This is a genomic window from Hydrogenophaga sp. L76, assembly GCF_057654755.1.
The window spans coordinates 340,948-365,865 of sequence record NZ_CM172807.1; the positions used below are offsets into that span (position 1 = coordinate 340,948).

A 24,918-nucleotide genomic window follows, 5' to 3' on the forward strand; every position below is an offset into this window, starting at 1 on the left:
CGAGCCTCAGGGCTTTGGCGGCATTGTAGAGTGGCGGCGTGGTGCGCGCTGGGGGCCGTCGCGTCCATGTAAGTGGCTCGTAAGAGCCTTTGCGCACATTCATGTGTTACCTGTTCCCACAACACCTGAGGAGACTGCCCATGTCCGCGCCTTCGTCGTCGATTGAATCCACCCTGGTCGAAAACCGTGTTTTTGAACCCACCGAGGCCACCCGCAAGGCGGCGCGCATTTCGGGCATGGACGCCTACAACGCCCTCTGCGCCGAGGCCGAAAATGATTTCGAAGGTTTCTGGGCCAGGCTCGCGCGCGAAACACTGACCTGGAGCAAGCCCTTCACCAAGACGCTGGACGAGTCGAATGCGCCGTTTTACACGTGGTTCGAAGACGGCGAACTGAACGCCTCTTACAACTGCCTCGACCGCCACATGGGCACGCCGGTGGAGAACAAGACGGCGATCATTTTCGAAGCCGATGGCGGTGAAGTGACCAAGGTGACCTACAAGGAGTTGCTGGCCAAGGTGTCCCAGTTTGCCAACGCGCTCAAGGCCAGGGGTGTGAAGAAGGGTGACCGCGTCGTCATCTACATGCCCATGACGATCGAAGGCGTGGTGGCCATGCAGGCCTGTGCCCGCATCGGCGCGACGCACAGCGTGGTGTTCGGCGGCTTCTCCGCCAAGGCCCTGCAGGAACGGATTCAAAACGCCAGCGCTGTGGCGGTGATCACCGCCAACTACCAGCTGCGCGGTGGCAAGGAGCTGCCGCTCAAGTCCATCGTGGACGAAGGCATTGCCATGGGCGGCTGCGAGTGCGTCAAGGACGTGATCGTTTTCCAGCGCACGCCCACCGCCTGCAACATGGTGGCCGGTCGCGACAGCTTCATGCACGAGGTGATGGCGGCCGAGTCCACCGACTGCCCGGCTGTCATGGTGGGTGCCGAGCACCCGCTGTTCGTGCTCTACACCTCAGGCTCCACCGGCACGCCCAAGGGCGTGCAGCACAGCACCGGCGGTTACCTGCTGTGGGCCAACCTGACCATGAACTGGACCTTCGACCTGAAGGACAGCGACATCTTCTGGTGCACGGCCGACATCGGCTGGATCACTGGCCACACCTACGTGGCCTATGGCCCTCTGGCCGCTGGCGCAACCCAGATCGTGTTCGAAGGTGTGCCCACCTACCCGAACGCCGGCCGTTTCTGGCAGATGATCGAGCGCCACAAGTGCACCATCTTCTACACCGCCCCGACCGCGATCCGTTCGTTGATCAAGGCGGCCGAGGGTGACGAAAAGGTGCATCCTGCGCGCTCCGACCTGAGCAGCCTGCGCATCCTGGGTTCGGTGGGTGAGCCCATCAACCCCGAGGCCTGGATGTGGTACTACAAACACATCGGCGGCGAGCGTTGCCCGATCGTGGATACCTTCTGGCAGACCGAAACCGGTGGCCACATGATCACGCCGCTGCCGGGTGCCACGCCACTGGTGCCGGGTTCGTGCACGCTGCCGTTGCCTGGCATCACCGCCGCCATCGTCGACGAAGCCGGCATGGACGTGCCCAATGGTGCGGGTGGCATTCTGGTGGTCAAGCGGCCCTGGCCTTCGATGATCCGCACCATCTGGGGCGACCCCGAGCGTTTCAAGAAGAGCTACTTCCCCGAGGAACTCAAGGGCTACTACCTTGCCGGTGACGGCGCGGTGCGCAGTCCTGACCGCGGCTATTTCCGCATCACCGGCCGGATCGATGACGTGTTGAACGTGTCGGGCCACCGCATGGGCACGATGGAAATCGAATCGGCCCTGGTCGGCAAGACCGACCTGGTGGCTGAAGCCGCCGTGGTGGGCCGCCCGGACGACCTGACCGGCGAAGCCATTGTGGCCTTCGTCGTGCTCAAGCGCTCACGCCCCACCGGCGACGAGGCGAAGGCGATTGCCAAGGTGTTGCGCGACTGGGTGGGCAAGGAGATCGGCCCGATTGCCAAGCCCAAGGACATCCGCTTCGGTGACAACCTGCCCAAGACCCGCTCGGGCAAGATCATGCGCCGCCTGCTGCGCTCGATCGCCAAGGGCGAAGCCATCACCCAGGATACCTCCACGCTGGAGAACCCGGCCATCCTGGATCAGTTGTCGGAAAACAACTGATCTTAAGTTCCTGGTGCCTTTAGTTTCCAGGAACCAGGCAACAAAAAACCCGCTGGAGACCAGCGGGTTTTTTGTTGCGGAAGCGAGAAGCGGTTTACTGCTGGCTCATCACCCATGCTGCCAGCTTCTTGGCGTCGGCAGCGTTTACTTGCGGGTTGGCGGGCATGGGAATCGCACCCCAGACGCCAGAACCACCCTTGACGATCTTTTCGGCCAGCATGTCGGCGGCCTTGGCATTGCCGGCGTACTTCTTGGCCACTTCCTTGTAGGCCGGACCAACCAGTTTCTTGTCCACCGCATGGCAGGCCATGCAGTTCTTGCTCTTGGCCAAGGCCTCGTCGGCCATGGCGGGAGCGGAGATGGCGGCCACAGCGGCCATAATCAGGAGAGCGCGTTTCATGGTGTTGTCCTAGTGGGTGAACGTGAAAAACTCACAGGCTGGATTTTACCCAGTGGGACGGCCCGGATACGCTCGCTTACAGTTTCTTGCCGGGCTTTATCGGACCTTTACTGGAGGGTGTGATGTATTTGCTGATCGCGGGCGTCGGCCTGATGCTACTGAAGTATTTCGAGATTGGATTCGTCGCCGAGCTTTCCTGGTGGTGGGTGTTGTCGCCTTTCGCCATGGCTGTCGCCTGGTGGGCCTGGGCTGACAGCACGGGCTACACCAAGCGCAAGGAAATGGAGAAGATGGACCAGAAAAAGCAGGACCGCATCGAACGGCAGCGCCAGGCGCTGGGCATGAAGAGCAAGCGCCGCTGACCTGCGCCGGGGTCCTCGCAACTCAATAGTTGTCGAGCACGGCGCCCCGGCTCGCGCTGGCGGCGTTGAACGCAAACTTGGCCTGTACGCCACGCGTATAGCGGGGCACGGGAGCGGTCCAGTTGGCCCGACGGCGGGCAATTTCATCTGCGGCCACGTTGAGCTCCAACTTGAGAGCATGGGCGTCGATGGTGATGCTGTCCCCCTCGTGCACCAGGGCAATCGTGCCGCCGGCAGCGGCCTCGGGCGCCACGTGGCCCACCACCATGCCCCAGGTGCCGCCCGAGAAGCGGCCATCGGTGATCAGGCCGACGCTCTCTCCCAGCCCGGCACCGATCAGCGCACCGGTGGGCGCCAGCATCTCGGGCATGCCCGGTCCGCCTTTGGGGCCGAGGTAGCGCAGCACCATCACATCACCGGCTTTGATCCGGCCATCCAGGATGGCCTGCAGCGCCGATTGCTCGTCGTCGAACACCCGCGCCGGGCCGGTCATCACGGGGTTCTTCAGCCCTGTGATCTTGGCCACGCAGCCCTCGGGTGACAGGTTGCCTTTGAGGATGGCCAGGTGACCCTGGGCGTACATGGGACGGTCGATGGGACGGATCACATCCTGGTCGGCGCTCGGCGCGTCGGGCACCGCCTGCAACATCTCGGCGATGGTCTGGCCGGTGACGGTGAGGCAGTCGCCGTGCAGCAGGCCGGCGTTCAGCAGCATCTTCATCACTTGCGGGATGCCGCCGGCGCGGTGCAGGTCGACCGCCAGGTAGTGGCCGCTGGGCTTGAGGTCACAGAGCACTGGTGTTTTCACGCGCACGCGCTCGAAGTCGTCGATGTTCCATTCGACGCCGGCAGCGTGTGCGATGGCGAGAAAATGCAGCACGGCGTTGGTGGAGCCGCCTGTGGCCATGATCACCGCGACCGCGTTTTCGATGCTCTTGCGGGTGACGATGTCGCGCGGCTTGATGTCTTTCCGGATCGCCTCGATCAGCACCTTGGCTGATTCGCGGGCCGAGTTGGTTTTCTCGTCGTGCGGATTGGCCATGGTGCTGGAGTAGGGCAGGGAGATGCCCAGCGCCTCGAAGGCGGAGCTCATGGTGTTGGCGGTGTACATGCCACCGCAGGAGCCCGTTCCCGGGATCGCCCGCATCTCGATCTCGCGCAACTCGGCGTCGCTCATGTTGCCGGCCGCGTTCTGGCCCACCGCTTCAAAAACGCTCACGATGTTCAGATCCTGGTCTTTGTAGCGCCCGGGCAGGATGGTGCCGCCGTACACGTAGATGGCCGGCACGTTGGCGCGCAGCATGCCCATGAGGCCACCAGGCATGTTCTTGTCGCAGCCACCGATCACGAGCACGCCATCCATCCACTGCCCCTGCACACAGGTCTCGATGCAGTCGGCAATCACCTCGCGGCTCACCAGCGAGTACTTCATGCCCTCGGTGCCCATGGCCATGCCGTCGGAGATGGTGGGTGTACCAAACACCTGGGCGTTGCCACCGGCTTCCTCGATGCCGGCGATGGCCGCGTCGGCCAGTTTCTGCAGACCCGAGTTGCACGGGGTGATGGTGCTGTGGCCATTGGCCACGCCCACCATGGGCTTGACGAAATCGGCCTCTTCGTAACCCATGGCGTAGTACATGGAGCGGTTGGGCGCACGCGATTTGCCCTGGGTGATGTTGCGGCTGCGCGGGTTCATCGGGTGGATGGGAATGACGGTGTGGTCGGCCATGGGGTCTCCGGTGGTGTTGTGGTGTTCTCTCGTGCTTATAGCGCCGACGGCAATCACCTCCGATGTGTGGGAGATAATCCACGGCTGCGTTTTTTGCCCACCAGATCCGCCCAGACAAAGACCTCACCATGCCCGCTTACCGCTCCAAGACCTCCACCGCCGGCCGCAACATGGCCGGTGCCCGCTCGCTCTGGCGTGCCACCGGCATGAAGGACGGCGATTTCAGCAAACCCATCATCGCGGTCGCCAACTCCTTCACCCAGTTCGTGCCCGGCCATGTGCACCTGAAGGACCTGGGTCAACTGGTGGCGCGTGAAATTGAAGCCGCGGGCGGTGTGGCCAAGGAGTTCAACACCATCGCTGTCGACGATGGCATCGCCATGGGCCACGACGGCATGCTCTATTCGCTGCCCAGCCGCGACCTGATCGCCGACTCGGTGGAATACATGGTCAATGCCCATTGCGCCGATGCGCTGGTCTGCATCTCCAACTGCGACAAGATCACGCCCGGGATGTTGATGGCCGCGATGCGCCTGAACATCCCGGTGGTGTTTGTCTCCGGTGGACCGATGGAAGCCGGCAAGGTGCGACTGGCCAATCCGCAAACGCAGGTGATGGAGTTCAAGAAGCTCGACCTGGTCGATGCCATGGTGATGGCGGTGGATGACAAGGTGAGCGACGCTGATCTGGCCGAAGTCGAGCGTTCGGCCTGCCCGACCTGCGGTTCCTGCTCGGGCATGTTCACCGCCAACTCGATGAACTGTCTGACCGAATCGCTGGGCCTCTCGCTGCCGGGTAACGGCACGGTGGTGGCCACACACGCCGATCGCGAGCAGCTCTTCAAGCGCGCCGGTCGCCTGGCGGTGGAGCTGTGTGAGCGTTACTACGAGCAGGACGACACATCGGTGCTGCCGCGCTCCATGGGCTTCAAGGCCTTCGAGAACGCGATCACGCTGGACATCGCCATGGGTGGCTCGACCAACACCATCCTGCACCTGCTGGCGATCGCGCAAGAAGCTGGCATCGACTTCACGATGCAGGACATCGACCGCCTGTCGCGATCGGTGCCGCAGCTGTGCAAGGTGGCGCCCAACACCAACAAGTACCACATCGAAGACGTGCACCGCGCGGGCGGCATCATGGCGATCCTGGGTGAGCTGGACCGCGCCGGCAAGCTGCACACCGATGTGCCCACCATTCACAGCAAGACCATGAAAGACGCGCTGGATGCCTGGGACATCGCGCGTTGCCCATCGGACGAGGTCAAGACCTTCTACATGGCCGGCCCGGCCGGCATCCCCACGCAGGTGGCCTTCAGCCAAAACACCCGCTGGCCCAGCCTGGACGTGGACCGCGCCGAAGGCTGCATCCGCTCGGGCGAGCATGCTTTTTCGCAAGAAGGCGGTCTGGCGGTGTTGCATGGCAACATCGCCGTGGATGGCTGCGTGGTCAAGACCGCCGGCGTGGACGAATCGATTCTGGTGTTCGAAGGCGCTGCCTTTGTGACCGAATCGCAGGACGAGGCTGTGGCCGAGATTCTGGCCGACCACGTGAAGGCGGGCGATGTGGTGATCGTGCGCTACGAAGGCCCCAAGGGTGGCCCCGGCATGCAGGAGATGCTCTACCCGACCAGCTACATCAAGTCCAAGGGCCTGGGCAAAGCCTGCGCGCTGTTGACCGACGGCCGCTTCTCGGGCGGCACCTCGGGCCTGTCCATTGGTCACTGCTCGCCCGAAGCCGCGGCGGGCGGCGCGATCGGTCTGGTGCGCAACGGCGACAGGATCCGCATCGACATCCCCAACCGAAGCATCAACCTGCTGGTGAGCGACGAGGAACTGGCCACGCGCCGCGCCGAGCAAGACGCCAAGGGCTGGAAGCCCACGCTGCCGCGCCCACGCAAGGTGTCGGCCGCGCTCAAAGCCTATGCACTGCTGGCCACCTCGGCCGACAAGGGCGCGGTGCGCGACCTGTCCCTGCTCGGCGACTGATCCTCCTGTGACGGGCGGTCATGGCTTGCGTGCACAATCGCAAGCCATGCTGATTCATCCCCAAATTGATCCCGTCGCCCTGCAGTTGGGCCCGCTGGCCATTCACTGGTATGGGCTGACGTACCTGGCCGCTTTTGGCCTGTTCATGTTGCTGGCCTATGCGCGCCTGAAGCACGAGCCTTTCGCGTCGATCCGGGTGCCCCAGCCCTGGACCCGTCGCGACACCGAGGACATCCTGTTTCTCGGTGTGATGGGCGTGGTGCTTGGTGGGCGCATCGGCTATTGCCTGTTCTACAAGCCCGCGTACTACCTGTCGCATCCGCTGGAAATCTTTGCGGTCTGGCAAGGCGGCATGAGTTTTCATGGCGGCATGCTGGGTGTGATGGCCGCCATGGTCTGGTACGCACGCAGTCGCCATCGACCCTTCATGCAGGTGATGGACTTTGTGGCGCCTTGCGTGCCCACCGGTCTGGCCGCAGGGCGCTTGGGCAACTTCATCAACGGCGAGTTGTGGGGGCGTGTCGCCGACCCGTCGTTGCCCTGGGGCATGGTGTTCCGTGGCGCGGGCGACCTGCCGCGCCATCCTTCGCAGGTCTACCAGTTCCTCATGGAGGGTGTGGTGCTCTTCGTGTTGCTGTGGCTGTACGCGCGCAAACCGCGCGCCACGGGTCAGGTTTCCTCGGTCTTCCTGTTTGGCTACGGCGTGTTCCGCTTCATTGCCGAGTTCTTCCGTGAACCTGATGCCCATCTGGGACTGCTCTCGCTCGGGATGAGCATGGGCCAATGGCTGTGTGTGCCCATGATCGTGGCTGGCGCGGGGATGTGGTGGTGGTATGGACAGCGCAGCCCGGGAGCTCGGGCATGAGCGGGACGGTTCAGTTGTTGAGCCAGGGGCCAGTGGCCCGGGTCACCCTGTCGCATCCTGGCAAGTTCAACGCGATGTCGCGCGCGATGTGGCGTGAGTTGAAGACGGTTTTCGACCACCTGCAGCTACGCACCGATCTGCGCTGCGTGATCGTGAGCGGGGAGGGTGGTCACTTCTGTGCGGGAGGCGACATCGCCGAGTACCCGGATTTTCGTTTTGACGAAGCCACCCTGCGCGCTTTTCACGAGCAGGATGTCTGGGGCGGGCTGGCGGCCATGCTGGCGTGTGACCTGCCCATCCTGGCGCAGATCGAAGGCAATTGCATGGGAGCCGGTGTCGAGATTGCATGTTGCTGTGATATCCGCATCGCAGGACAGGACGCCCGTTTTGGCGCGCCCATTGCGCGACTCGGATTTCCGATGGCACCACGGGAGGCGCAACTGGTGGCGTGTGAGGTCGGCCTGCCAGTTGCGCGTTCGATGTTGCTGGAGGCCATGGTCTTCAGTGCCGACGAGATGATGGCCAGCGGTTTTCTGCGCGCCGTGTTGCCCGGTGCCGATGTGGAGCTGGATGCCCAGGTGCGCGCGCAACGCCTGACCACGCTGGCCCCGCAGGCCGCGCGTCTGAACAAGCAGACGCTGCGGCGCCTGGCGACGGCGCCACTGGACGACGGAGTCTTGGCCGACGCCTACGCTTACGCCGACAGCGCCGAACACCGCGAGGGCATCACAGCCTTCCTGGCCAAGCGGCCACCGGTCTTCTGATCCGTCTGTGCTTCATCCTGTTGTGCCGTCCATGAACAACCACAACCTGTATGCCGCCTTGCGTGCGGCGTTTCCCACCGATCTGGATCAGGTCGCGGTCGAAGACATTGAGCCCGGTGGCGGCACCGGCTTGAGCTACACATGGCGCGACCTCGACCGCGCATCCGCCATGGTGGCCAATCTGTTGGCCTCGCTCGATCTGCCTCCGGGCGCACGCATCGCGGTGCAGGTGGAAAAATCGGTGGAGGCGATGGTGCTTTACCTGGCCACGCTGCGCTCGGGTTTTGTCTTTCTGCCGCTCAACACGGCTTACCAGAGCGCGGAGATCGCGTACTTCGTGGCCAACGCCGAACCCGCTGTGTTCGTGTGCAGCCCGCGCAACCACGGTTGGGTGTCCAAAATCGCCTTCACGGCCGGCACGCGCCACGTCTTCACCTTGAGCGATGATCGTACAGGCAGTTTGCTCGAACGCGCCGCTCATCACAGCGACCAGCACACGCCGGCCACCAGCGCCGCCGACGACCTGGCCGTGATCATCTACACCAGTGGCACCACCGGTCGCAGCAAGGGCGCCATGCTCAGCCACGGCAACATGCTCAGCAATGCGCTGGTGCTGCGCGACCACTGGTGCTGGCAGCCGGATGACGTGCTGATCCACGCCTTGCCGATCTTCCATGTGCATGGTCTGTTTGTCGCCATCCATGGCGCGCTCATCAACGGCAGCCCGATGCTGTGGCTCAACAAATTCGACGCACCCAGCGTGGTGTCGCTGCTGCCGCGAGCGACGGTGTTCATGGGCGTGCCCACTCTCTACGTGCGCATGCTCGCCGAACCCGGCCTCACGCCCGAGCAGGCTGGTCACATGCGCCTGTTCATCTCCGGTTCGGCACCGCTGTTGATCGAAACCTTCAACACCTGGCAGGCCCGCACCGGGCATACCATCCTGGAACGCTACGGCATGAGCGAAACCGTCATGCTGACGTCCAACCCTTGCGCGGCTGACGCGCGCCACGGCGGGCAGATCGAGCGGCGCGGCGGCACGGTGGGGTTTCCGTTGCCCGGGGTGGAGCTGCGGGTGGTGGACGATGCGGGTGAGCCGGTACCCGTGGGTAAGGTCGGTGGCATTCAGGTGCGCGGACCCAACGTCTTCAAGGGCTACTGGCGCATGCCAGAGAAGTCCGCCGAAGAATTCACCGCCGACGGTTTCTTCAAGACCGGTGATGTGGGGCGCATCGATGCTCAAGGCTACGTGACCATCGTCGGGCGCAGCAAGGATCTGATCATCAGTGGTGGCTACAACGTCTATCCGGCCGAGATCGAAGGCTTCATCAACGAACTGCCGGGCGTGGCCGAGAGCGCCGTGGTGGGCGTGCCGCATCCGGACTTTGGCGAGGTGGGTGTGGCCGTGCTGATCGCACGACCGGGTGCCCAGTTGAACGCCGAACAGGTGCTGGTCATGCTCAAGGCGCAATTGGCGAACTTCAAGATTCCCAAGCGCTGCTTCGTGGTGAATGAACTGCCCCGCAACACCATGGGGAAGGTTCAGAAGAACCTGCTGCGCGAGCAATACAAGAGCGAATTCGCCTGAAAAATGAAACGCGCTGCGGTGGCTTTTCCGGAGCACGTGTCATCAAGCCAGAACGCGGCGAAGCCGGCTTGGCCGGGTCGCTCGCATTGCCCCTGGGGGTGTGACGCCGAAGGGCGGCGCAGGGAATCCCAGTGGCGCGGAGGTGCCAGTTACCTCAACACGAGCACAGGTGTGTGCGAATGCGTCAGCACCTGCTGGGTCTCGCTGCCCAGCAACAGGCGCTTGAGGCCTCGACGACCATGCGATGCCATCACGATCAGGTCGCATTTGTTGCGTTTGGCCGCAGCGATGATGGCTTCGGCAATCAGATCGGATTTCACGGTGATTGGCTTGACCTTCACTTCGCGGAGCTGTCCCGCCGACTTCACGGCGTTGACCGCCTCCATGGCCTCGTCCTGCCACTGCTTTTCGATGCGGGCGACTTCCGCCGCGGCCAGGGCCACACCGCCCTCAAAATAGGTCTGCGGATAGCGCGGCACCACCTTGAGTGCCACCACCTCGGCACCTGTGATATCGGCCAGATTGATGGCGTGCTCGACGGCCATTTGCGACAGTTTGGAACCGTCGGTCGCCACGAGGATGCGCTTGTACATGGTCTTCTCCAGTGAAATTGTTGTTGGACAGACAATAGGCTAACAAAGACCGCCCTGGAGTGGTTGACTTAAATCAAGCGCCAGGAGCACCAGTTGAATTACCCTCAGCGCATGAACGAGGCCGTCACCGCGCCCCCGGTGGGGTCATCGCTTGGGCGTTCCTTGCCCAGCGATCTCGCGGCCCCTGGCCGCGTCGAGCAGACGGGTGAGGGCGCGGCTGTTCCCAGCCTGTTTGGTGCGCACCGAGGCCCCCTCACCGTCACCGACAACTTCGCTGTTCTGGACGACCCGGTCGAGCAGCAGGATTTCACCCAATTCTCCGAAATCGATGGCCGCCAGGTGGCGGAGTCGGTGTTGATGGTGCAGGGCATGTACTGCGCAGCCTGTGCCGACACGGTCGAATGTGCTTTGCAGGATCTGCCTGGTGTGCAGCTTGCCCGGGTGCATGCCGCCACAAGACGCCTGACGGTGCGCTGGGATCCGACCCAGACCCGCATGTCCAGCCTGGCACAAGTGGTTGGCGAGACCGGCTACCGGCTGCTTCCGATGCAACAGGCCTTGTCGATCAGCGAACGCCTGCGCGAAACCCGCCGCGCGCTGTGGCGCCTCTTTGTCGCCGGCTTCTGCGCCATGCAGGTCATGATGTACGCATGGCCAGCTTACGTGGCCGCGCCCGGTGAGATCCCTCCCGACATTGACCAGTTGCTGCGCTGGGCCAGTTGGGTGCTGAGCCTGCCGGTGGTGTTTTTTGCCAGTGGTCCGTTTTTCAGCAGCGCCTGGCGCGACCTCCTGCGGGGCCGAGTGGGGATGGACACACCGGTATCCATCGGCATTCTGGTGACTTTCATCGCGAGCTCGGCAGCCACTTTTGATCCGACCGGTCCCTGGGGCCATGAGGTCTGGTTCGACTCGCTGACCATGTTCGTTTTTTTCCTGTTGGGTGGGCGCTACCTTGAACTCAAGGCGCGCGATCGAACGGCGGGTGCACTCGACAGCCTGATGAGCCGTCTGCCCGAAGTGTGTGAGCGACTGAAGCTGGACGGCGGCCTCGAATCGGTTTCGGTTCGCCGACTGCTTGTGGGCGATGTGGTGCGGGTTCAGGCGGGTCAGGCGTTTCCGGGTGATGGTGAGGTCCGCAGCGAATTCGCGACGGTCGACGAGGCCTTGCTGACGGGTGAGTCACGCCCCGTCATGCGCACGCGTGGCCAATCGGTCGTGGCCGGCAGTTTCAACCTGGGCGGCCCGGTGCTGGTGGCCGTTCAGCGCCTGGGGCGCGATACCCGGTTTGCCCAAATCGTGGCGCTGATGGAAAAAGCATCCACAGAAAAGCCGCGGCTGGCGGTGCTGGCCGACCGTATTGCGGCGCCGTTCCTGGTGATGGTGCTTTTGGCGGCCGCCTTCGCTGGCTGGTACTGGTGGCAGATCGATCACAGCAAGGCGCTGGCGGTGGCGGTGGCGGTGCTCATCGTCACCTGTCCGTGTGCGCTCTCACTGGCGACGCCCGCAGCCATGCTCACGTCGGCCGGCGCGCTGGCCCGTCGCGGCATTCTGGTCCGCCGGTTGCAGGCCTTTGAGTCACTGGCTGGGATCAACACAGTGATCTTTGACAAGACAGGGACACTCACCCATGACCAGTTGAAGCTTCAGGCTGTGCGCACCAGGGACGGCGCGGATCCGGCCCACGTGCTGTTGCTGGCGGCTTCGCTGGCACAGGGCTCGCTGCACCCCGTATCACGGGCGCTGGTCCAGGCGCAGTTCGATGCGGCAGGTGCAGACTACGTGCCCATCAGCTTCACGGACATGCAGGAGATGGCGGGTCAGGGCATGCAGGCGAAACTGTTGGACGGAGGGCCACTGCGGCTGGGATCAGCCGCATTTTGTAGCGTAAACCGTGGGGCGACCGACGAAGTGGACGGCGCGCCTCTGGCCCATCTGGCTGACGGCCAGGGATGGCTGGCCACTTTCGAGTTTCAGGAAGGTTTGCGTGAGGACGCACAGGCCGCCGTATCCGCTCTTCGCGAATTGGGCATCCAGACCTGGCTGCTGTCCGGGGACCGTGAAGCCGCCGCGCGCCAGGTCGGGCAGGCGGTGGGCGTGGACCATGTCATCGCCGGCGCCACGCCGGAACAGAAGTTGGCCGAGGTGGTGAACCTCCAGTCCAGGGGCCACCGCCTGGCTATGGTAGGTGATGGCTTGAACGATGGACCGGTGCTGGCGCGAGCCGACACCTCGTTTGCTCTTGGGCATGCAGCTCCCCTGGCACAGGCCCAATCGGACTATGTGATCCAGGGCGGCGAAGTCATGGATGTGGTCTTGACGTTGAAGCTGGCCAAGTCCACGATGCGCATTGTGCGCCAGAACCTGATATGGGCCGCGCTCTACAACGTGGTCAGCATCCCGATGGCCCTGATCGGCTGGATGCCGCCATGGCTGGCCGGGTTGGGCATGGCGGGCAGTTCTCTGCTGGTCATTGGCAACGCGCTGCGGCTGGCGACCCATATTCCTGTCCGATCCTCGGATACCCAGTCCGGTATGGGGTGGCCGGCGTAAGATCGCGCTTGTTTTCGAACCGAGGTTTCCAGAGGTATTCACCATGGACGTTTTGTATTTGCTGGTTCCGCTCTCCGTGGTTCTGGTCTTCGCCATCATCGGCATTTTCTGGTGGGCGCTCCACGCGGGGCAATTTGACAACATCGAGCGAGAAGGCGAGCGTATTCTCCGAGGTGATTGACTTAAGTCAAGGCGGCTGGCAGGGTGCCTGTAGACACTCGCCAAGTGACATTTTTGAGGAGTTCTGTATGTCCGTGACAACAAAGGCCAGCCAACCGGCGGTCTACAACGATAGTGTGGTCCGCGGGTTTGCCGTCATGTCCGTGATCTACGGCGTGGTGGGCATGCTGGTGGGTGTAATCATCGCGGCCCAGTTGACCTGGCCCGAGCTCAATATGGGCATTGAATGGCTGACCTATGGTCGCCTACGTCCGCTGCACACCAACGCGGTGATTTTTGCGTTTGGTGGGTCGGTGCTGTTTGCTACCAGCTACTACGTGGTTCAACGAACCTGTCACACCGCCTTGTTCTCGAACAAGCTGGCCTGGCTGACGTTCTGGGGCTGGAATGCGGTGATCGTCTCGGCGGTGATTACCTTGCCCATGGGTCTGACCCAGAGCAAGGAATACGCTGAGCTGATCTGGCCGATCGACTTGCTGATCACTGTGGTCTGGGTGTCCTATGCCATCGTGTTCTTCGGCACGGTCGGCATCCGCAAGGTCAAGCACATCTACGTGGCCAACTGGTTCTTTGGTGCCTACATCATCACCATTGCCCTGCTGCACATCTTCAACAACCTGGCCATCCCGACCAGCGCCACGCACTCCTACTCGGCCTACGCCGGTGTGCAGGACGCCATGGTGCAATGGTGGTACGGTCACAATGCTGTGGGCTTCTTCCTGACCGCAGCCTTCCTGGGCATGATGTATTACTTCATCCCCAAGCAGGCCGAGCGCCCGGTTTACTCCTACCGCCTGTCCATCGTCCACTTCTGGGCGCTGATCTTCACCTACATGTGGGCAGGTCCTCACCACCTGCACTACACCGCGCTGCCAGACTGGACGCAATCGGTTGGCATGGTGTTCTCCCTGATCCTGCTGGCTCCCAGCTGGGGGGGCATGATTAACGGCATCATGACGCTGTCGGGCGCCTGGCACAAACTGCGTGACGACCCCATCCTGCGTTTCCTGATCGTGTCCCTGTCGTTCTACGGCATGTCCACTTTCGAAGGCCCGATGATGTCGATCAAGACCGTCAACGCGCTGTCGCACTACACCGACTGGACCGTGGGCCATGTGCACTCCGGTGCGCTGGGCTGGGTGGGTCTGGTGTCCATGGGTTCGCTGTACTACCTGATCCCGCGCCTATTCGGCCAGAAGAAGATGTACTCAGTGCCCGCCATTGAACTGCACTTCTGGGTGGCCACCATCGGCATCGTGCTGTACATCGCAGCGATGTGGATTGCCGGCGTGATGCAAGGTCTGATGTGGCGCTCGGTCAATCCCGACGGCAGCCTGACCTACACCTTTGTCGAATCGGTGAAAGCCACCTTCCCGTTCTATGTGATCCGTCTGCTGGGTGGTTTGCTGTACCTCGGTGGCATGCTGGTCATGCTCTGGAACGTCATCATGACGATGCGCCAGGGCCGTGTTGTGGACGTGCCTGTCCTTGCCGTCAACCCTGCACACGCCTGAGGAGTAAAAACATGGCAAACAACGAAAAAATCGAAGGCCACGGACGGATCGAGACCAACAACTTCCTCATGATCGTGTTGATCACGCTTGTGGTGGCTGTGGGTGGTCTGGTTGAAATCGTGCCCCTGTTCTTCCAGAAGTCCACCACCACACCGATCGAAGGCCTCAAACCTTACAGCGCACTGCAGCTGGCCGGTCGCGATGTGTATGTCAGCGAAGGTTGCTACAACTGCCACTCGCAGATGATTCGCCCCTTCCAGGCCGAGACACTGCGTTATGGCCCTTACTCGGTCGCTGGCGAGTTCGTGTACGACCGTCCATTCCAGTGGGGCTCCAAGCGCACGGGTCCTGATCTGCATCGCGTGGGGGGCCGCTACAGTGACGAGTGGCACCGTGTGCACCTGAACAACCCGCGTGATGTGGTGCCTGAATCGAACATGCCTGCCTACGCCTTCCTGGGTGAGAAATCGGTGGATGCGGACAGCATGCCCAAGCGCATGGAAGTGCTCCGCACATTGGGCGCTCCGTACTCCGATGAGGAGATCGCCCAGTCGGTCGATGCGGTGAAGGGCAAGACCCAGATGGAAGCCGTGATCGCTTACTTGCAGGTACTGGGTACCGCTCGCAGCGCTGTCCGTCCGGTAGCTGCCGAAGTCGCTCCAGCGCCCGCCGTTGCTGATGTGACGCCAGCGACCGAGGCTGCTGCACCCGCGACTGAAGCCGCGCCGGTTGTTGAACCAGCTCCCGCGGCGGCGACTGGTACCAACCAGTAAACGCGGAAGGCCCATCATGGACATCAACGATCTCCGCAGCATTGTCACGGTGGTCAGCCTGCTGACCTTCGTGGGCATCGTGGTCTGGGCCTGGTCCAAACGCAACCAGGCTGGTTTTGACGAGGCAGCCCAGCTGCCCTTCACTGACGACTAAACCGCGGCACCAACAAGAGAAACATCATGAGCGACTTTACAAGTGATTTCTGGCACCTCTACGTGGGTGGACTGACGCTGATCAGCATCATCGCCTGCTTGGTCCTGCTCTGGATCAGCGGCACTACCAAGGCGACCACCCATGCCGACAACACCACCGGGCACGTCTGGGACGGCGACTTGGCGGAGATGAACAACCCGCTACCCAGGTGGTGGGTGTATCTGTTCGTCATCACGGTCATCTTCGCACTGGCCTATGGTGCGTTGTATCCCATGTTTGGCAAATTTCAGGGTGCACTGGGCTGGAGTTCGCAGGGTCAACACACAGCTGAAGTTGCCAAGGTGGAGGCGGCAATCGCCCCCATCTACGCCAAATTCAGCGGCATGACTCCCGAGCAGATTGCTGGTGACTCCGAAGCCATGGCAATCGGTGAGCGCCTGTTCATGAACTACTGTGCCCAGTGCCATGGATCGGATGCGCGCGGTGCCAAAGGCTTTCCCAACCTGACCGATAATGACTGGCTGGGTGGTGGTGATCATGCGACCATCAAGACGGTCATCACGCAGGGCCGTGTCGGTGTCATGCCCCCCATGGCTGCTGCCGTGGGCAGTGCTGAAGACGTGCGCAACGTGGCGAATTTTGTGCTGAGCCTGTCTGGCAGTCCTCACGACTCCGTGCGGGCCACCCAAGGCAAAGAAAAGTTCGCTGCTTGTGCGGCTTGTCATGGCATGGACGGCAAGGGTATGGCAGCTGTGGGTGCTCCCAACCTGACCGACGGTATCTGGCTGCACGGCTGGGGTGAAGAGGCCATCATCCGTTCGATCAACAATGGCTATAACAACCAGATGCCTGGCCAGTCGGCTTTGTTGAACGAAGCTCAGATCAATGTGCTGGCCTCCTATGTATGGGGCATGTCCAATAAATCGGCCAATTGAGCGTTTAAAGAGAGTTGCAGCGGTCGGGTCGACCGCTGCAACTTTTTTCTTTTCCCAACATCGGGTTCTTCGTGAGTTCCGCCAAGCCAGACACCAACGCCATTCAGACCACCATCTCTCCCACCGTTCCGGAACCACCGCCCAAGGGGGTTCCTGCAGACGATGAGGTCATGGTTTCTCTCTACGCTTCGCGCAAGAAAATATACCCGCGATCGGTTTCGGGTCTGTTTTCCCAGTGGCGCTGGATCACAGTCTGGATCACCCAGATCGTTTTCTACGGGTTGCCTTGGCTAGAGTGGAATGCCCGACAGGCGGTGCTCTTCGATCTTGAGGCGCGCCGTTTTTACATTTTTGGCTTGGTACTGTATCCGCAGGACTTCATTTACCTGACGGGTCTATTCGTCATTGCAGCCCTGGCATTGTTCCTGTTTACGGCTGTTGCCGGTCGTTTGTGGTGTGGTTACGCCTGTCCACAGACGGTCTACACCGAAATTTTCCTCTGGATCGAAAAAAAGGTCGAGGGTGACCGCTCGGCGCGCATGCGTCTGGACGATTCGGCGTTTTCAGCTGGCAAGTTCGGGAAGAAGTGGTCGAAGCACGCACTCTGGATTCTGTTCTCGCTGTGGACCGGTTTTACCTTTGTCGGCTACTTCACACCGATTCGGGAGTTGGCCGCGGTCTCGCTGGCCGCTTCGCTGGGGCCGTGGCAGACTTTCTGGATATTTTTCTACGGTTTTGCCACCTACGGCAACGCTGGCTTCATGCGTGAACAGGTTTGCAAATACATGTGTCCTTACGCGCGCTTCCAGAGCGCGATGTTTGACAAGGACACGATGATCGTGACCTACGACGAAAAACGCGGTGAACCGCGTGGCCCGCGCTCGAAGAAGGCCGACCCCAAAGCACTGGGACTGGGTGCCTGCGTAGACTGCACGCTGTGTGTTCAGGTTTGTCCGACGGGCATCGATATCCGCAACGGTCTGCAGTACGAGTGCATCGGTTGTGGTGCCTGTATCGACGTCTGCGACGAAGTGATGGACAAGGTGGGCTATCCGCGTGGACTGGTCAAATACTCGACCCAGAACGGTATTGCACAAGGATGGAACTCCCAGCAGATGATCCGTCGGGCCATGCGTCCGCGGGTTCTGGTGTACACAGGCATCCTGTTGGCCATCAGCCTCGCGGTTATGGTCAGTCTGTTTCTGCGCAAGCCACTCAAGGTTGATGTCATCCGGGACCGCGGTGCGTTGGCACGCATGGTGGAACAGGGACGCATCGAAAACGTCTTCCGGTTGCAGGTGATGAACGCGACCGAGCGCTCACAACGCTATGTGATCGGTGTTTCCGGATTGCCGGGCATTGCCATTGCGTCGGAAACAGAGATTGAAGTATTGCCGACGGAAGTACGCTCTGCGGTCATGCGGGTCCAGGTTCCCCCGGGAACCGCTGCCACCGGTTCCCATTCCATCTATTTCGAAATCCAGGCTGTCGGAGATTCGGGCACACGTGTCACCGAAAAAGCGGCCTTCCTGGTACCGCGCTGAGCACCACTTTCAGTCAACCCGTTTCAAGATTCCCTATGAACACCACAATACTCAAAACACCGGTCAATGAACAGCTCCCGATTCCTTGGTGGCGCGTTCCCCACATGTGGCTGGTGGTGGGGGGGCCATTGGTGGTTGTTGTGGCCGCCATCATCACGGCCGTCATTGCAGTGAAGGGCGCAGACCCGGTGCTCAACAAGGCCGACTTTGAGCGCGACCTGAAGGCGGCCCAGATGCTGGACGGACAAGCTCGTGCCGAAGCGCTGATTCAACTTCAACCGGCTCACCAGGCTCGGAACCACGCAGCCTCCCCTGTGGTGCCACCGACGAAGTAATAGCGCGTGCTGCGACTATCCCAAGCCATGGCCTGAACGACTATGCACCGGTTATGCCCGGAATCGATCACAACAACACCCGAGGAGAAACAGGAATGACGGCTCAACGATGGATGTGGATTGCGTGGCCCGCATTTTTGGTGGCGGCGGTTCTGGAGATGATCGTGTTTGCCATGATCGATCCGAGTGATCTTCACTGGTTTGGGGCTCCTCTGGAGTTGTCTCGTCCAGCGGTCTACACGCTGGCATTTTTCACCTTCTGGATCGTGGCCATGGTGTCGAGTGCACTCACCTCTTTGCTGTCCATGTCACCTTTTGAAGTGAACCGGTGTCCCGTCCCGCCGGATCAGCGGCCGCGGGATTGTGCCAAGAATGAATCTTGTTCCTGAACGCTCCTGCAGATCTCCAAAATAAAAAACCCCAGCGGAGTGTTTCCAGCTGAGGCTTCCTGTTGGGACAGATGTTGGGTTCAGTGACCGGTCGGGGGGGTCACGATCAGCTTGAGCCCTTCGGTGTTTTTGATGTGGACGTAACGCTGTTTGACCTCGATGATGCCTTCGTCCACGAACTTGGAAAAAGTGCGGCTCACCGTCTCCAGCTTCATGCCCAGGTAGCTACCAATTTCTTCGCGTGTCATGCGGAGAATCAGCTCGGACTGGGAGAAGCCGCGGGCGTGCAGGCGCTGAACCAAATTCAGCAGGAACGCCGCGAGGCGTTCTTCTGCGCGCATGCTGCCAAGCAGCAGCATGACACTGTGGTCGCGCACAATTTCGCGGCTCATGATCTTGTGCACATGGTGTTGAAGGGTGGTGAACTCTCGGGAGAGTTCCTCGACTTGATCAAACGGCATCACACAGACTTCAGCATCTTCCAGTGCGATGGCATCGCAGGAATGGCGGTCGCTCACGATGCCATCCAGGCCGATGATCTCTCCGGTCATCTGGAAGCCGGTCACTTGATCCCTGCCATCGGCCGTGGTGACACAGGTTTTGAAGAAGCCGGAACGCACCGCGTAAAGCGAGGTGAACCGGTCACCCGTACTGAAAAGTGCCGACCCGCGTTTGATGCGTCGCCGCGCCGAAATGACATTGTCGAGCTTGTCCATTTCGTCTGGGTTGAGACCCATGGGTAGACACAATTCTCGCAGGTTGCAACTCGAACAGGCGACTTTGATGCTTTGTGCGTCCATAAATTATCCGGAAATCGGTGGTGAGCTTAACGCATAGCTGGGACTTGTGTCGAGGAAATGGCCGCGTGCCAGGCCCTTCCTGGGAGCGATGGCTTGCGAACACACGGGGGCTTGATCAAGATCAAGGGAGGATCTGCGAGCCTGGTGCACATTCGGGGCTCAGCATTGGAGAACAGTTTGTGAGTCACGCCATTTCCGATGAATTGCTCAAGCGATTCGATGTTCCCGGTCCGCGGTACACGTCGTACCCGACGGCTGACCGCTTTGTGGAAGCGTTCACCGAGGGCGACTATATACAAGCGCTGGAGCAGCGCAGAGCCGGCTCGTTGGCTCTTCCGCTCAGCATCTACGTACACATTCCGTTCTGCGAGTCGGTCTGCTATTACTGCGCCTGCAACAAGGTCATCACCAAACACCACGAACGGGCGGCCGAATACCTGCGCTACCTGTCACGTGAGGTGGAGTTGCAGGTCCAGCATTTTGGGAAGGGGCACAGCGTGTCCCAGTTGCACCTGGGTGGCGGCACGCCTACCTTTCTGTCCGATGCAGAGCTTGAGGATCTCATGACGATGATCCGGCGCAACTTCAAGTTGGTGCCGGGTGGCGAGTACTCGATCGAGGTGGATCCCCGGACCGTGACCGACCAGCGGCTTCAGACCTTGGCGAGACTGGGCTTCAACCGTCTCAGTTTTGGTGTCCAGGATTTCGACCCTGCCGTTCAGAAAGCGGTGCACCGCGTGCAACCCGCTGAACAGGTGTTCGCGCTGGTGGACACTGCGCGCAAGATCGGTTTCGAGTCGGTCAACGTTGATCTGATCTACGGTCTGCCGCTGCAGACGCCCGAGTCGTTTGCACGCACGCTCGCGCAAGTGAACCAGTTGCGGCCGGACCGCATTGCGCTATACGCCTATGCGCATCTCCCGTCCCGCTTCAAGCCACAACGTCGCATCATTTCCGCCGAGTTGCCCAGTCCTGGCGACAAGCTGTCCATGTTGTCAGCATCGCTGGATGCCATGAGCGATGCCGGGTATGTTTACGTGGGCATGGACCATTTCGCCCTGCCGACGGATGCACTCGCGGTTGCCAAGCGCCAGGGCCGCCTGCATCGCAACTTTCAGGGCTACAGCACGCAGCCCGATTGTGATCTGATCGCTCTGGGGGTTTCCGCTATTGGTCGCATCGGTGCTACCTACAGCCAGAACGCCAAGACGCTGGAGGAGTACTACGATGCCCTCGATCAGGGCAGGCTGCCCATCGTGCGTGGTCTTGTGCTCACGCGCGATGATCTGCTGCGCCGTGCCGTCATCATGTCCATCATGTGTCAGGGTCAGCTGCAGTACGAATCGATCGAACTGGGGCATCTGATCGAATTCAAAAGCTACTTCGCGCGTGAACTCGAGGTGTTGGCCGGACTGGCCGAACACGGCTTGGTCACCCTGGATGACAGCGGTGTTCAGGTCACGCCGACGGGCTGGTATCTGGTCCGGGCCATTGCCATGGTGTTCGACAAGAACCTGCAGGTTGATCTGGACCGGGCCCGGTTTTCAAAGATCATCTGAACGGTCAATTCGGATACCTGGGGCGGGGCTCGGCCCGCGAGAAATGCGCACGAGTTGGCGCGTGCGCTGGAAAAAAGCATCCAATCCTTGTGGGTGCGGGTTTGACTTTGCCTTCGAAGGCCAAGACGCACACACTGCTACAGTTCTTTCATGCAAACTTCCATGGCGATCACGGCCCTGTTCATGGGCATCGTGGGGGGCCCCCACTGCGTTGCCATGTGCGGTGCAGCCTGCGCCGGGATCAGCCGCGCGGCGGGAGCTCGCAGCACGCAGGCTTTGTGGTCCTTCCAGTTCAGTCGCATGCTGGGTTATTCACTGTTCGGCGCTTTCGCAGCGGGATCGGTCCAGGGGCTTGCGGTGCTGGGGACCAACACCATCGCGATCCGGCCGCTCTGGACCATGTTCCACGCGGCGGCATTTCTCCTTGGGCTGGCACTGATCTGGCAAGCACGCCAACCCGCCTGGATTGACAGCCTGGGCCAATCGCTGTGGCGCAAGGCACGCCCGGTGCTTACCCGCTTGGGCCCCCGTGCGCCCATTGTGTTGGGTATCGGCTGGGCGTTCATGCCGTGCGGTCTGCTGTATTCCGCCTTGCTCGTGGCATCGCTCTCGGCGAACGTGTTCGAGGGAGCTGCCATCATGGCGCTGTTCTCATTGGGTACTTCCATTTCCCTCACGGCGGCTCCCTGGTTGTTGCTGCGCCTGCGAGGCGGTCAATCGGGAGCTTGGGCCATCCGCTTGGCCGGCTTGGCGCTTGCTCTGACTTCTGGCTGGGCACTCTGGATGGGGCTGACCAACCCCACTGGCTTGTTCTGCCTGTGACCGGTAGCTGAAGCGGGTCAGCGCTTGGTCGACTGGCGAGCGGGCAGGGTTGCCAGGATCAAGCCCAGTAGCGCGATACCGAACGCCAGCATCTGCAACGGCGTCAACCGTTCTCCCATGAACAGCACCCCGATGGCCGCGGCACTAACCGGTAGCATCACCGTGAACACGCCCGCACGTGAGGCAGGTACTGTCCGAAGCCCGGTCATCCACAGCCAGACGGTCCACATGCTGGCGGCGAGCCCATAGAACACCAGTAGGCCCCAGATTCCGCCGCTGACCGCCGTGAAATCGAAATGCCACGCTGCCCACAAGCCAAACGGCGTGACCAGCGCAAAACCCCAGAGGTTGATGATGGCAGAGATGCGTTTGGGCCCGAGGCCTTCAGTCAGCTTCTTGCCGATCACCACATAGGATGCTTCACACACCACGGCAGCGAACACGAGCATGTTGCCCCAGACCGAATATCCCAGTCCCAGGAATGTCAATTCTTGCGATCCGGCCAGGCCGACATCGGGTTTTTGCAGAGAGAACAAGCCGATACCGAGCGCGGCGCAAGCAATGGTGGCAGTTGTCCGGCGACCGATGCGTTCTTTCAGAAAGATGCGGCTCAGAATCGCCACCACCGCCGGAATGGCCGCCATCACCACACCAGCGGCCACGGCCGTGGTCAAGCTGACACCAAACAGCATGCAGATCGAAAACAGGAAGTTGCCGAGGAAGGATTCCAGGAACAGAAGGCGGCGTGTTCGGGGCGAAAACGGAGGTTCCTCCGCTGGCTTGCGCAGCCAGCGCCACATGGCGATTCCTCCGATGCCGAAGCGCAGCCAGGCCAGCAGAAAAACCGGAAAGACCAGCACAAGAGGTTTGGACAGTGCCACGTAGCTGCCGACCAGCGACATACTCAGGGCCAGGCAAGCGTAGGCCCACCAACGCGGTATCGCAGGGGTTGTTGTGATGGAAGCGTGCATGGCCGCAGATCATGCCCGAAGCCCCGTCACTCCAGCCTCGCAGCCGGTATGTGCAGACACAGCTCGCCTGGAATACGTGCGTCCTGGAGGTGGGTCGCATGCGCGGGGCACCCACAGGGATGGTGCTTTATCTATTCCGGGATGAGAGAACGTCTTTTCTTAATGTGAAAACAGGATGTGTTGCGCTGCAAAAAAATTTCTCAATACAAGAAATAAAATATCGTATTGAGAAATGTTTTGTAAACATTGTTGATTTTAAATGAGAAATATTTTATCTTATATAAGACATAAGAGCTTTAAAAACTCTTCTATAAGACTTAAAGTTCATACATCGGCATCTGGCTTGCATGGTGAGAGCGCCGACCCCTTTTCATCAACCTCACGGAGAGTCTTCAAATGCCCCAATCCCTTAACGAGCAACTGAGCCGCCAACAGCAGATCGAAGCCTTGGAAAAAGACTGGGCCACCAACCCGCGATGGAAAGGTGTCAAGCGCGGTTACTCTGCTGCTGACGTCGTGCGTCTGCGCGGGAGCATGCAGATCGAACACACACTGGCCAAGCGCGGTGCCGAAAAGCTTTGGGACAAGGTCAACGGCGGCGCGAAGAAAGGCTACGTGAACGCCTTCGGCGCCATCTCTGCTGGCCAAGCCATGCAGCAAGCCAAGGCCGGCCTGGAAGCCGTGTACCTGTCGGGCTGGCAGGTGGCTGCCGATGGCAACACATCCGAGACCATGTACCCCGACCAGTCGCTCTACGCCTACGACTCGGTGCCCACCATGGTTCGCCGCATCAACAACACCTTCAAGCGCGCCGACGAAATCCAGTGGGGCCGTGGCATCGAGCCGGGCAGCCCTGAGTTCATCGACTACTTCCTGCCCATCGTGGCCGATGCAGAAGCCGGCTTTGGCGGCGTTCTCAACGCCTTCGAGCTGATGAAGAACATGATCGCCGCCGGTGCAGCCGGCGTGCACTTCGAAGACCAGCTGGCGGCCGTGAAGAAGTGCGGCCACATGGGTGGCAAGGTGCTGGTGCCCACGCAAGAGGCTTGCGAGAAGCTGATTTCCGCGCGCTTCGCCGCCGACGTGATGGGTGTGTCCACCATTGTGCTGGCCCGTACCGACGCCGAAGCCGCCAACCTGATCACCAGCGACCACGACGCCAACGACAAGCCTTTCCTCACCGGCGAGCGTACCCAGGAAGGCTTCTACCGCGTCAAGAACGGCCTGGAGCAGGCCATCAGCCGCGGCATTGCCTACGCCCCCTACGCCGACCTGGTGTGGTGCGAGACTGGCGTGCCCGACATCGGTTTCGCCCGCGAATTCGCCCAGGCCGTGCAGGCCGCATGTCCCGGCAAGCTGCTGTCGTACAACTGCTCGCCTTCCTTCAACTGGAAGAAAAACCTCAACGACAAGCAGATCGCCTCGTTCCAGGAAGATCTGGCCGCGCTGGGCTACAAGTACCAGTTCATCACGCTGGCCGGCATCCACATCAACTGGTTCAACACCTTCCAGTTCGCCCATGCCTACGCCCGCGGCGAAGGCATGAAGCACTACACCGAAATGGTGCAAGAACCTGAGTTCGCCGCCCGTGAAAAAGGCTACACCTTTGTGTCGCACCAGCAGGAAGTCGGCGCTGGATACTTCGACGACGTGACCACCGTGATCCAGGGTGGTTCTTCCAGCGTGAAAGCTTTGACCGGCTCGACCGAAGAAGAGCAGTTCCACTGATCTGATGCTCAACGGGGCCTGCAGAGGCTGAAGAGACAGGAGCCCGGGCCAGCCCCGGGCTTTTTTGTGGGAAAATTCAAATATTCATCAAGCAGCAAGAGCGAGAAAGGCAATCTGGTTATGACACCGCGAACTCGTGTGATGTTCTCCCTGGTCTCCTGAGGCCTGCAGTTCGCGCCTGCCCGATTTCTTTTTTCGATCACATCCAGCGCGGCCCATGCCGCGCTTTTTTTGTTTCTG

General features: G+C 61.2%; 23 protein-coding genes. 18 read left to right on the forward strand and 5 right to left on the reverse strand.

Translation table 11 applies throughout. The features are described from left to right. Positions 1 to 140: 140 nt before the first annotated feature. On the forward strand, positions 141 to 2,135 hold the full coding sequence (gene acs, locus AC23D4_RS01595) for an acetate--CoA ligase (protein WP_305726288.1): 1,995 nt from the start codon (positions 141 to 143) through the stop codon (positions 2,133 to 2,135). Positions 2,136 to 2,229: 94 nt separating this feature from the next. On the opposite strand, the gene AC23D4_RS01600 is transcribed toward acs, so the two are convergent. After that, positions 2,230 to 2,535, reverse strand: a complete 306-nt coding sequence (locus AC23D4_RS01600; RefSeq protein ID WP_305360384.1) for a c-type cytochrome — start codon at positions 2,533 to 2,535, stop codon at positions 2,230 to 2,232. A gap of 122 nt (positions 2,536 to 2,657) precedes the next feature. Here AC23D4_RS01600 and AC23D4_RS01605 point away from each other — a divergent pair, with 122 nt between their 5' ends. Beyond that, complete coding sequence (locus AC23D4_RS01605) at positions 2,658 to 2,897, forward strand: TIGR04438 family Trp-rich protein (RefSeq protein WP_472889462.1); 240 nt, start codon at positions 2,658 to 2,660, stop codon at positions 2,895 to 2,897. Positions 2,898 to 2,919: 22 nt separating this feature from the next. On the opposite strand, the gene ilvD (AC23D4_RS01610) is transcribed toward AC23D4_RS01605, so the two are convergent. Then, entirely contained in the window at positions 2,920 to 4,626 is a 1,707-nt protein-coding gene (gene ilvD, locus AC23D4_RS01610) for a dihydroxy-acid dehydratase (protein WP_472889463.1), read from the reverse strand. A 128-nt stretch (positions 4,627 to 4,754) separates the two neighbouring features. Between ilvD (AC23D4_RS01610) and ilvD (AC23D4_RS01615) the strand changes: the two genes are divergently transcribed. From ilvD (AC23D4_RS01615) to AC23D4_RS01630, 4 genes are read left to right on the forward strand one after another with little or no spacing between them, the layout of a single operon-like run. Continuing rightward, positions 4,755 to 6,614 (forward strand): dihydroxy-acid dehydratase, encoded by a 1,860-nt coding sequence (ilvD, locus tag AC23D4_RS01615; RefSeq protein ID WP_472889464.1) that lies wholly within the window; start codon positions 4,755 to 4,757, stop codon positions 6,612 to 6,614. 46 nt (positions 6,615 to 6,660) lie between these two features. Then, positions 6,661 to 7,479: a prolipoprotein diacylglyceryl transferase gene (gene lgt, locus AC23D4_RS01620; RefSeq protein ID WP_472889465.1), complete on the forward strand. Its 819-nt coding sequence runs from the start codon at positions 6,661 to 6,663 to the stop codon at positions 7,477 to 7,479. Beyond that, positions 7,476 to 8,243, forward strand: a complete 768-nt coding sequence (locus tag AC23D4_RS01625; RefSeq protein ID WP_472889466.1) for an enoyl-CoA hydratase/isomerase family protein — start codon at positions 7,476 to 7,478, stop codon at positions 8,241 to 8,243. Before lgt ends, AC23D4_RS01625 begins: the two co-directional genes overlap by 4 nt. Positions 8,244 to 8,274: 31 nt before the next feature. Continuing rightward, positions 8,275 to 9,831, forward strand: a complete 1,557-nt coding sequence (locus AC23D4_RS01630; RefSeq protein WP_472889467.1) for a malonate--CoA ligase — start codon at positions 8,275 to 8,277, stop codon at positions 9,829 to 9,831. A gap of 149 nt (positions 9,832 to 9,980) precedes the next feature. Here AC23D4_RS01630 and AC23D4_RS01635 read toward each other — a convergent pair whose 3' ends face one another. Continuing rightward, positions 9,981 to 10,424: a universal stress protein gene (locus tag AC23D4_RS01635; protein WP_177135124.1), complete on the reverse strand. Its 444-nt coding sequence runs from the start codon at positions 10,422 to 10,424 to the stop codon at positions 9,981 to 9,983. 111 nt (positions 10,425 to 10,535) lie between these two features. On the opposite strand from AC23D4_RS01635, the gene AC23D4_RS01640 reads away from it, so the two are divergent. The 9 genes from AC23D4_RS01640 (at position 10,536) to AC23D4_RS01680 (ending at position 18,798) form a co-directional block, all read left to right on the forward strand. Then, positions 10,536 to 12,974: a heavy metal translocating P-type ATPase gene (locus AC23D4_RS01640; RefSeq protein WP_472889468.1), complete on the forward strand. Its 2,439-nt coding sequence runs from the start codon at positions 10,536 to 10,538 to the stop codon at positions 12,972 to 12,974. A 43-nt stretch (positions 12,975 to 13,017) separates the two neighbouring features. Then, positions 13,018 to 13,155, forward strand: coding sequence for a cbb3-type cytochrome oxidase assembly protein CcoS (ccoS, locus tag AC23D4_RS01645; protein WP_177135122.1), 138 nt, complete (start codon positions 13,018 to 13,020; stop codon positions 13,153 to 13,155). Positions 13,156 to 13,222: 67 nt separating this feature from the next. Beyond that, complete coding sequence (gene ccoN, locus AC23D4_RS01650; RefSeq protein ID WP_305362862.1) at positions 13,223 to 14,668, forward strand: cytochrome-c oxidase, cbb3-type subunit I; 1,446 nt, start codon at positions 13,223 to 13,225, stop codon at positions 14,666 to 14,668. Positions 14,669 to 14,679: 11 nt separating this feature from the next. Then, positions 14,680 to 15,441, forward strand: a complete 762-nt coding sequence (ccoO, locus tag AC23D4_RS01655; RefSeq protein WP_472889469.1) for a cytochrome-c oxidase, cbb3-type subunit II — start codon at positions 14,680 to 14,682, stop codon at positions 15,439 to 15,441. 16 nt (positions 15,442 to 15,457) lie between these two features. Beyond that, on the forward strand, positions 15,458 to 15,595 hold the full coding sequence (locus tag AC23D4_RS01660) for a cbb3-type cytochrome oxidase subunit 3 (protein ID WP_305362860.1): 138 nt from the start codon (positions 15,458 to 15,460) through the stop codon (positions 15,593 to 15,595). 26 nt (positions 15,596 to 15,621) lie between these two features. Then, positions 15,622 to 16,530, forward strand: a complete 909-nt coding sequence (gene ccoP / locus AC23D4_RS01665) for a cytochrome-c oxidase, cbb3-type subunit III (protein ID WP_472889470.1) — start codon at positions 15,622 to 15,624, stop codon at positions 16,528 to 16,530. A 170-nt stretch (positions 16,531 to 16,700) separates the two neighbouring features. Continuing rightward, the gene (gene ccoG / locus AC23D4_RS01670) at positions 16,701 to 18,074 is read left to right on the forward strand and encodes a cytochrome c oxidase accessory protein CcoG (RefSeq protein WP_472889482.1); all 1,374 of its coding nucleotides are present in this window, start codon (positions 16,701 to 16,703) and stop codon (positions 18,072 to 18,074) included. 35 nt (positions 18,075 to 18,109) lie between these two features. Then, entirely contained in the window at positions 18,110 to 18,409 is a 300-nt protein-coding gene (locus tag AC23D4_RS01675) for a nitrogen fixation protein FixH (protein WP_472902487.1), read from the forward strand. Positions 18,410 to 18,504: 95 nt separating this feature from the next. Continuing rightward, on the forward strand, positions 18,505 to 18,798 hold the full coding sequence (locus AC23D4_RS01680; protein ID WP_472889472.1) for a hypothetical protein: 294 nt from the start codon (positions 18,505 to 18,507) through the stop codon (positions 18,796 to 18,798). An 80-nt stretch (positions 18,799 to 18,878) separates the two neighbouring features. Here AC23D4_RS01680 and fnr read toward each other — a convergent pair whose 3' ends face one another. Beyond that, the gene (fnr, locus tag AC23D4_RS01685) at positions 18,879 to 19,598 is read right to left on the reverse strand and encodes a fumarate/nitrate reduction transcriptional regulator Fnr (protein WP_472889473.1); all 720 of its coding nucleotides are present in this window, start codon (positions 19,596 to 19,598) and stop codon (positions 18,879 to 18,881) included. Between the two features lie 179 nt (positions 19,599 to 19,777). Between fnr and hemN the strand changes: the two genes are divergently transcribed. Together hemN and AC23D4_RS01695 are read left to right on the forward strand one after the other, a co-directional pair. Next, the gene (gene hemN, locus AC23D4_RS01690) at positions 19,778 to 21,157 is read left to right on the forward strand and encodes an oxygen-independent coproporphyrinogen III oxidase (RefSeq protein ID WP_472889474.1); all 1,380 of its coding nucleotides are present in this window, start codon (positions 19,778 to 19,780) and stop codon (positions 21,155 to 21,157) included. A gap of 162 nt (positions 21,158 to 21,319) precedes the next feature. After that, positions 21,320 to 21,979: a sulfite exporter TauE/SafE family protein gene (locus tag AC23D4_RS01695; protein ID WP_472902489.1), complete on the forward strand. Its 660-nt coding sequence runs from the start codon at positions 21,320 to 21,322 to the stop codon at positions 21,977 to 21,979. A 17-nt stretch (positions 21,980 to 21,996) separates the two neighbouring features. Here the strand turns inward: AC23D4_RS01695 and AC23D4_RS01700 are convergent, their stop codons facing one another. Then, positions 21,997 to 22,950 carry a DMT family transporter gene (locus AC23D4_RS01700; RefSeq protein WP_472889476.1) on the reverse strand — a complete coding sequence of 318 codons (954 nt, stop codon included), beginning with the start codon at positions 22,948 to 22,950 and terminating at the stop codon, positions 21,997 to 21,999. Positions 22,951 to 23,346: 396 nt separating this feature from the next. Here AC23D4_RS01700 and aceA point away from each other — a divergent pair, with 396 nt between their 5' ends. Further along, complete coding sequence (gene aceA, locus AC23D4_RS01705) at positions 23,347 to 24,678, forward strand: isocitrate lyase (protein ID WP_472889477.1); 1,332 nt, start codon at positions 23,347 to 23,349, stop codon at positions 24,676 to 24,678. The last annotated feature ends 240 nt before the right edge of the window (positions 24,679 to 24,918 follow it).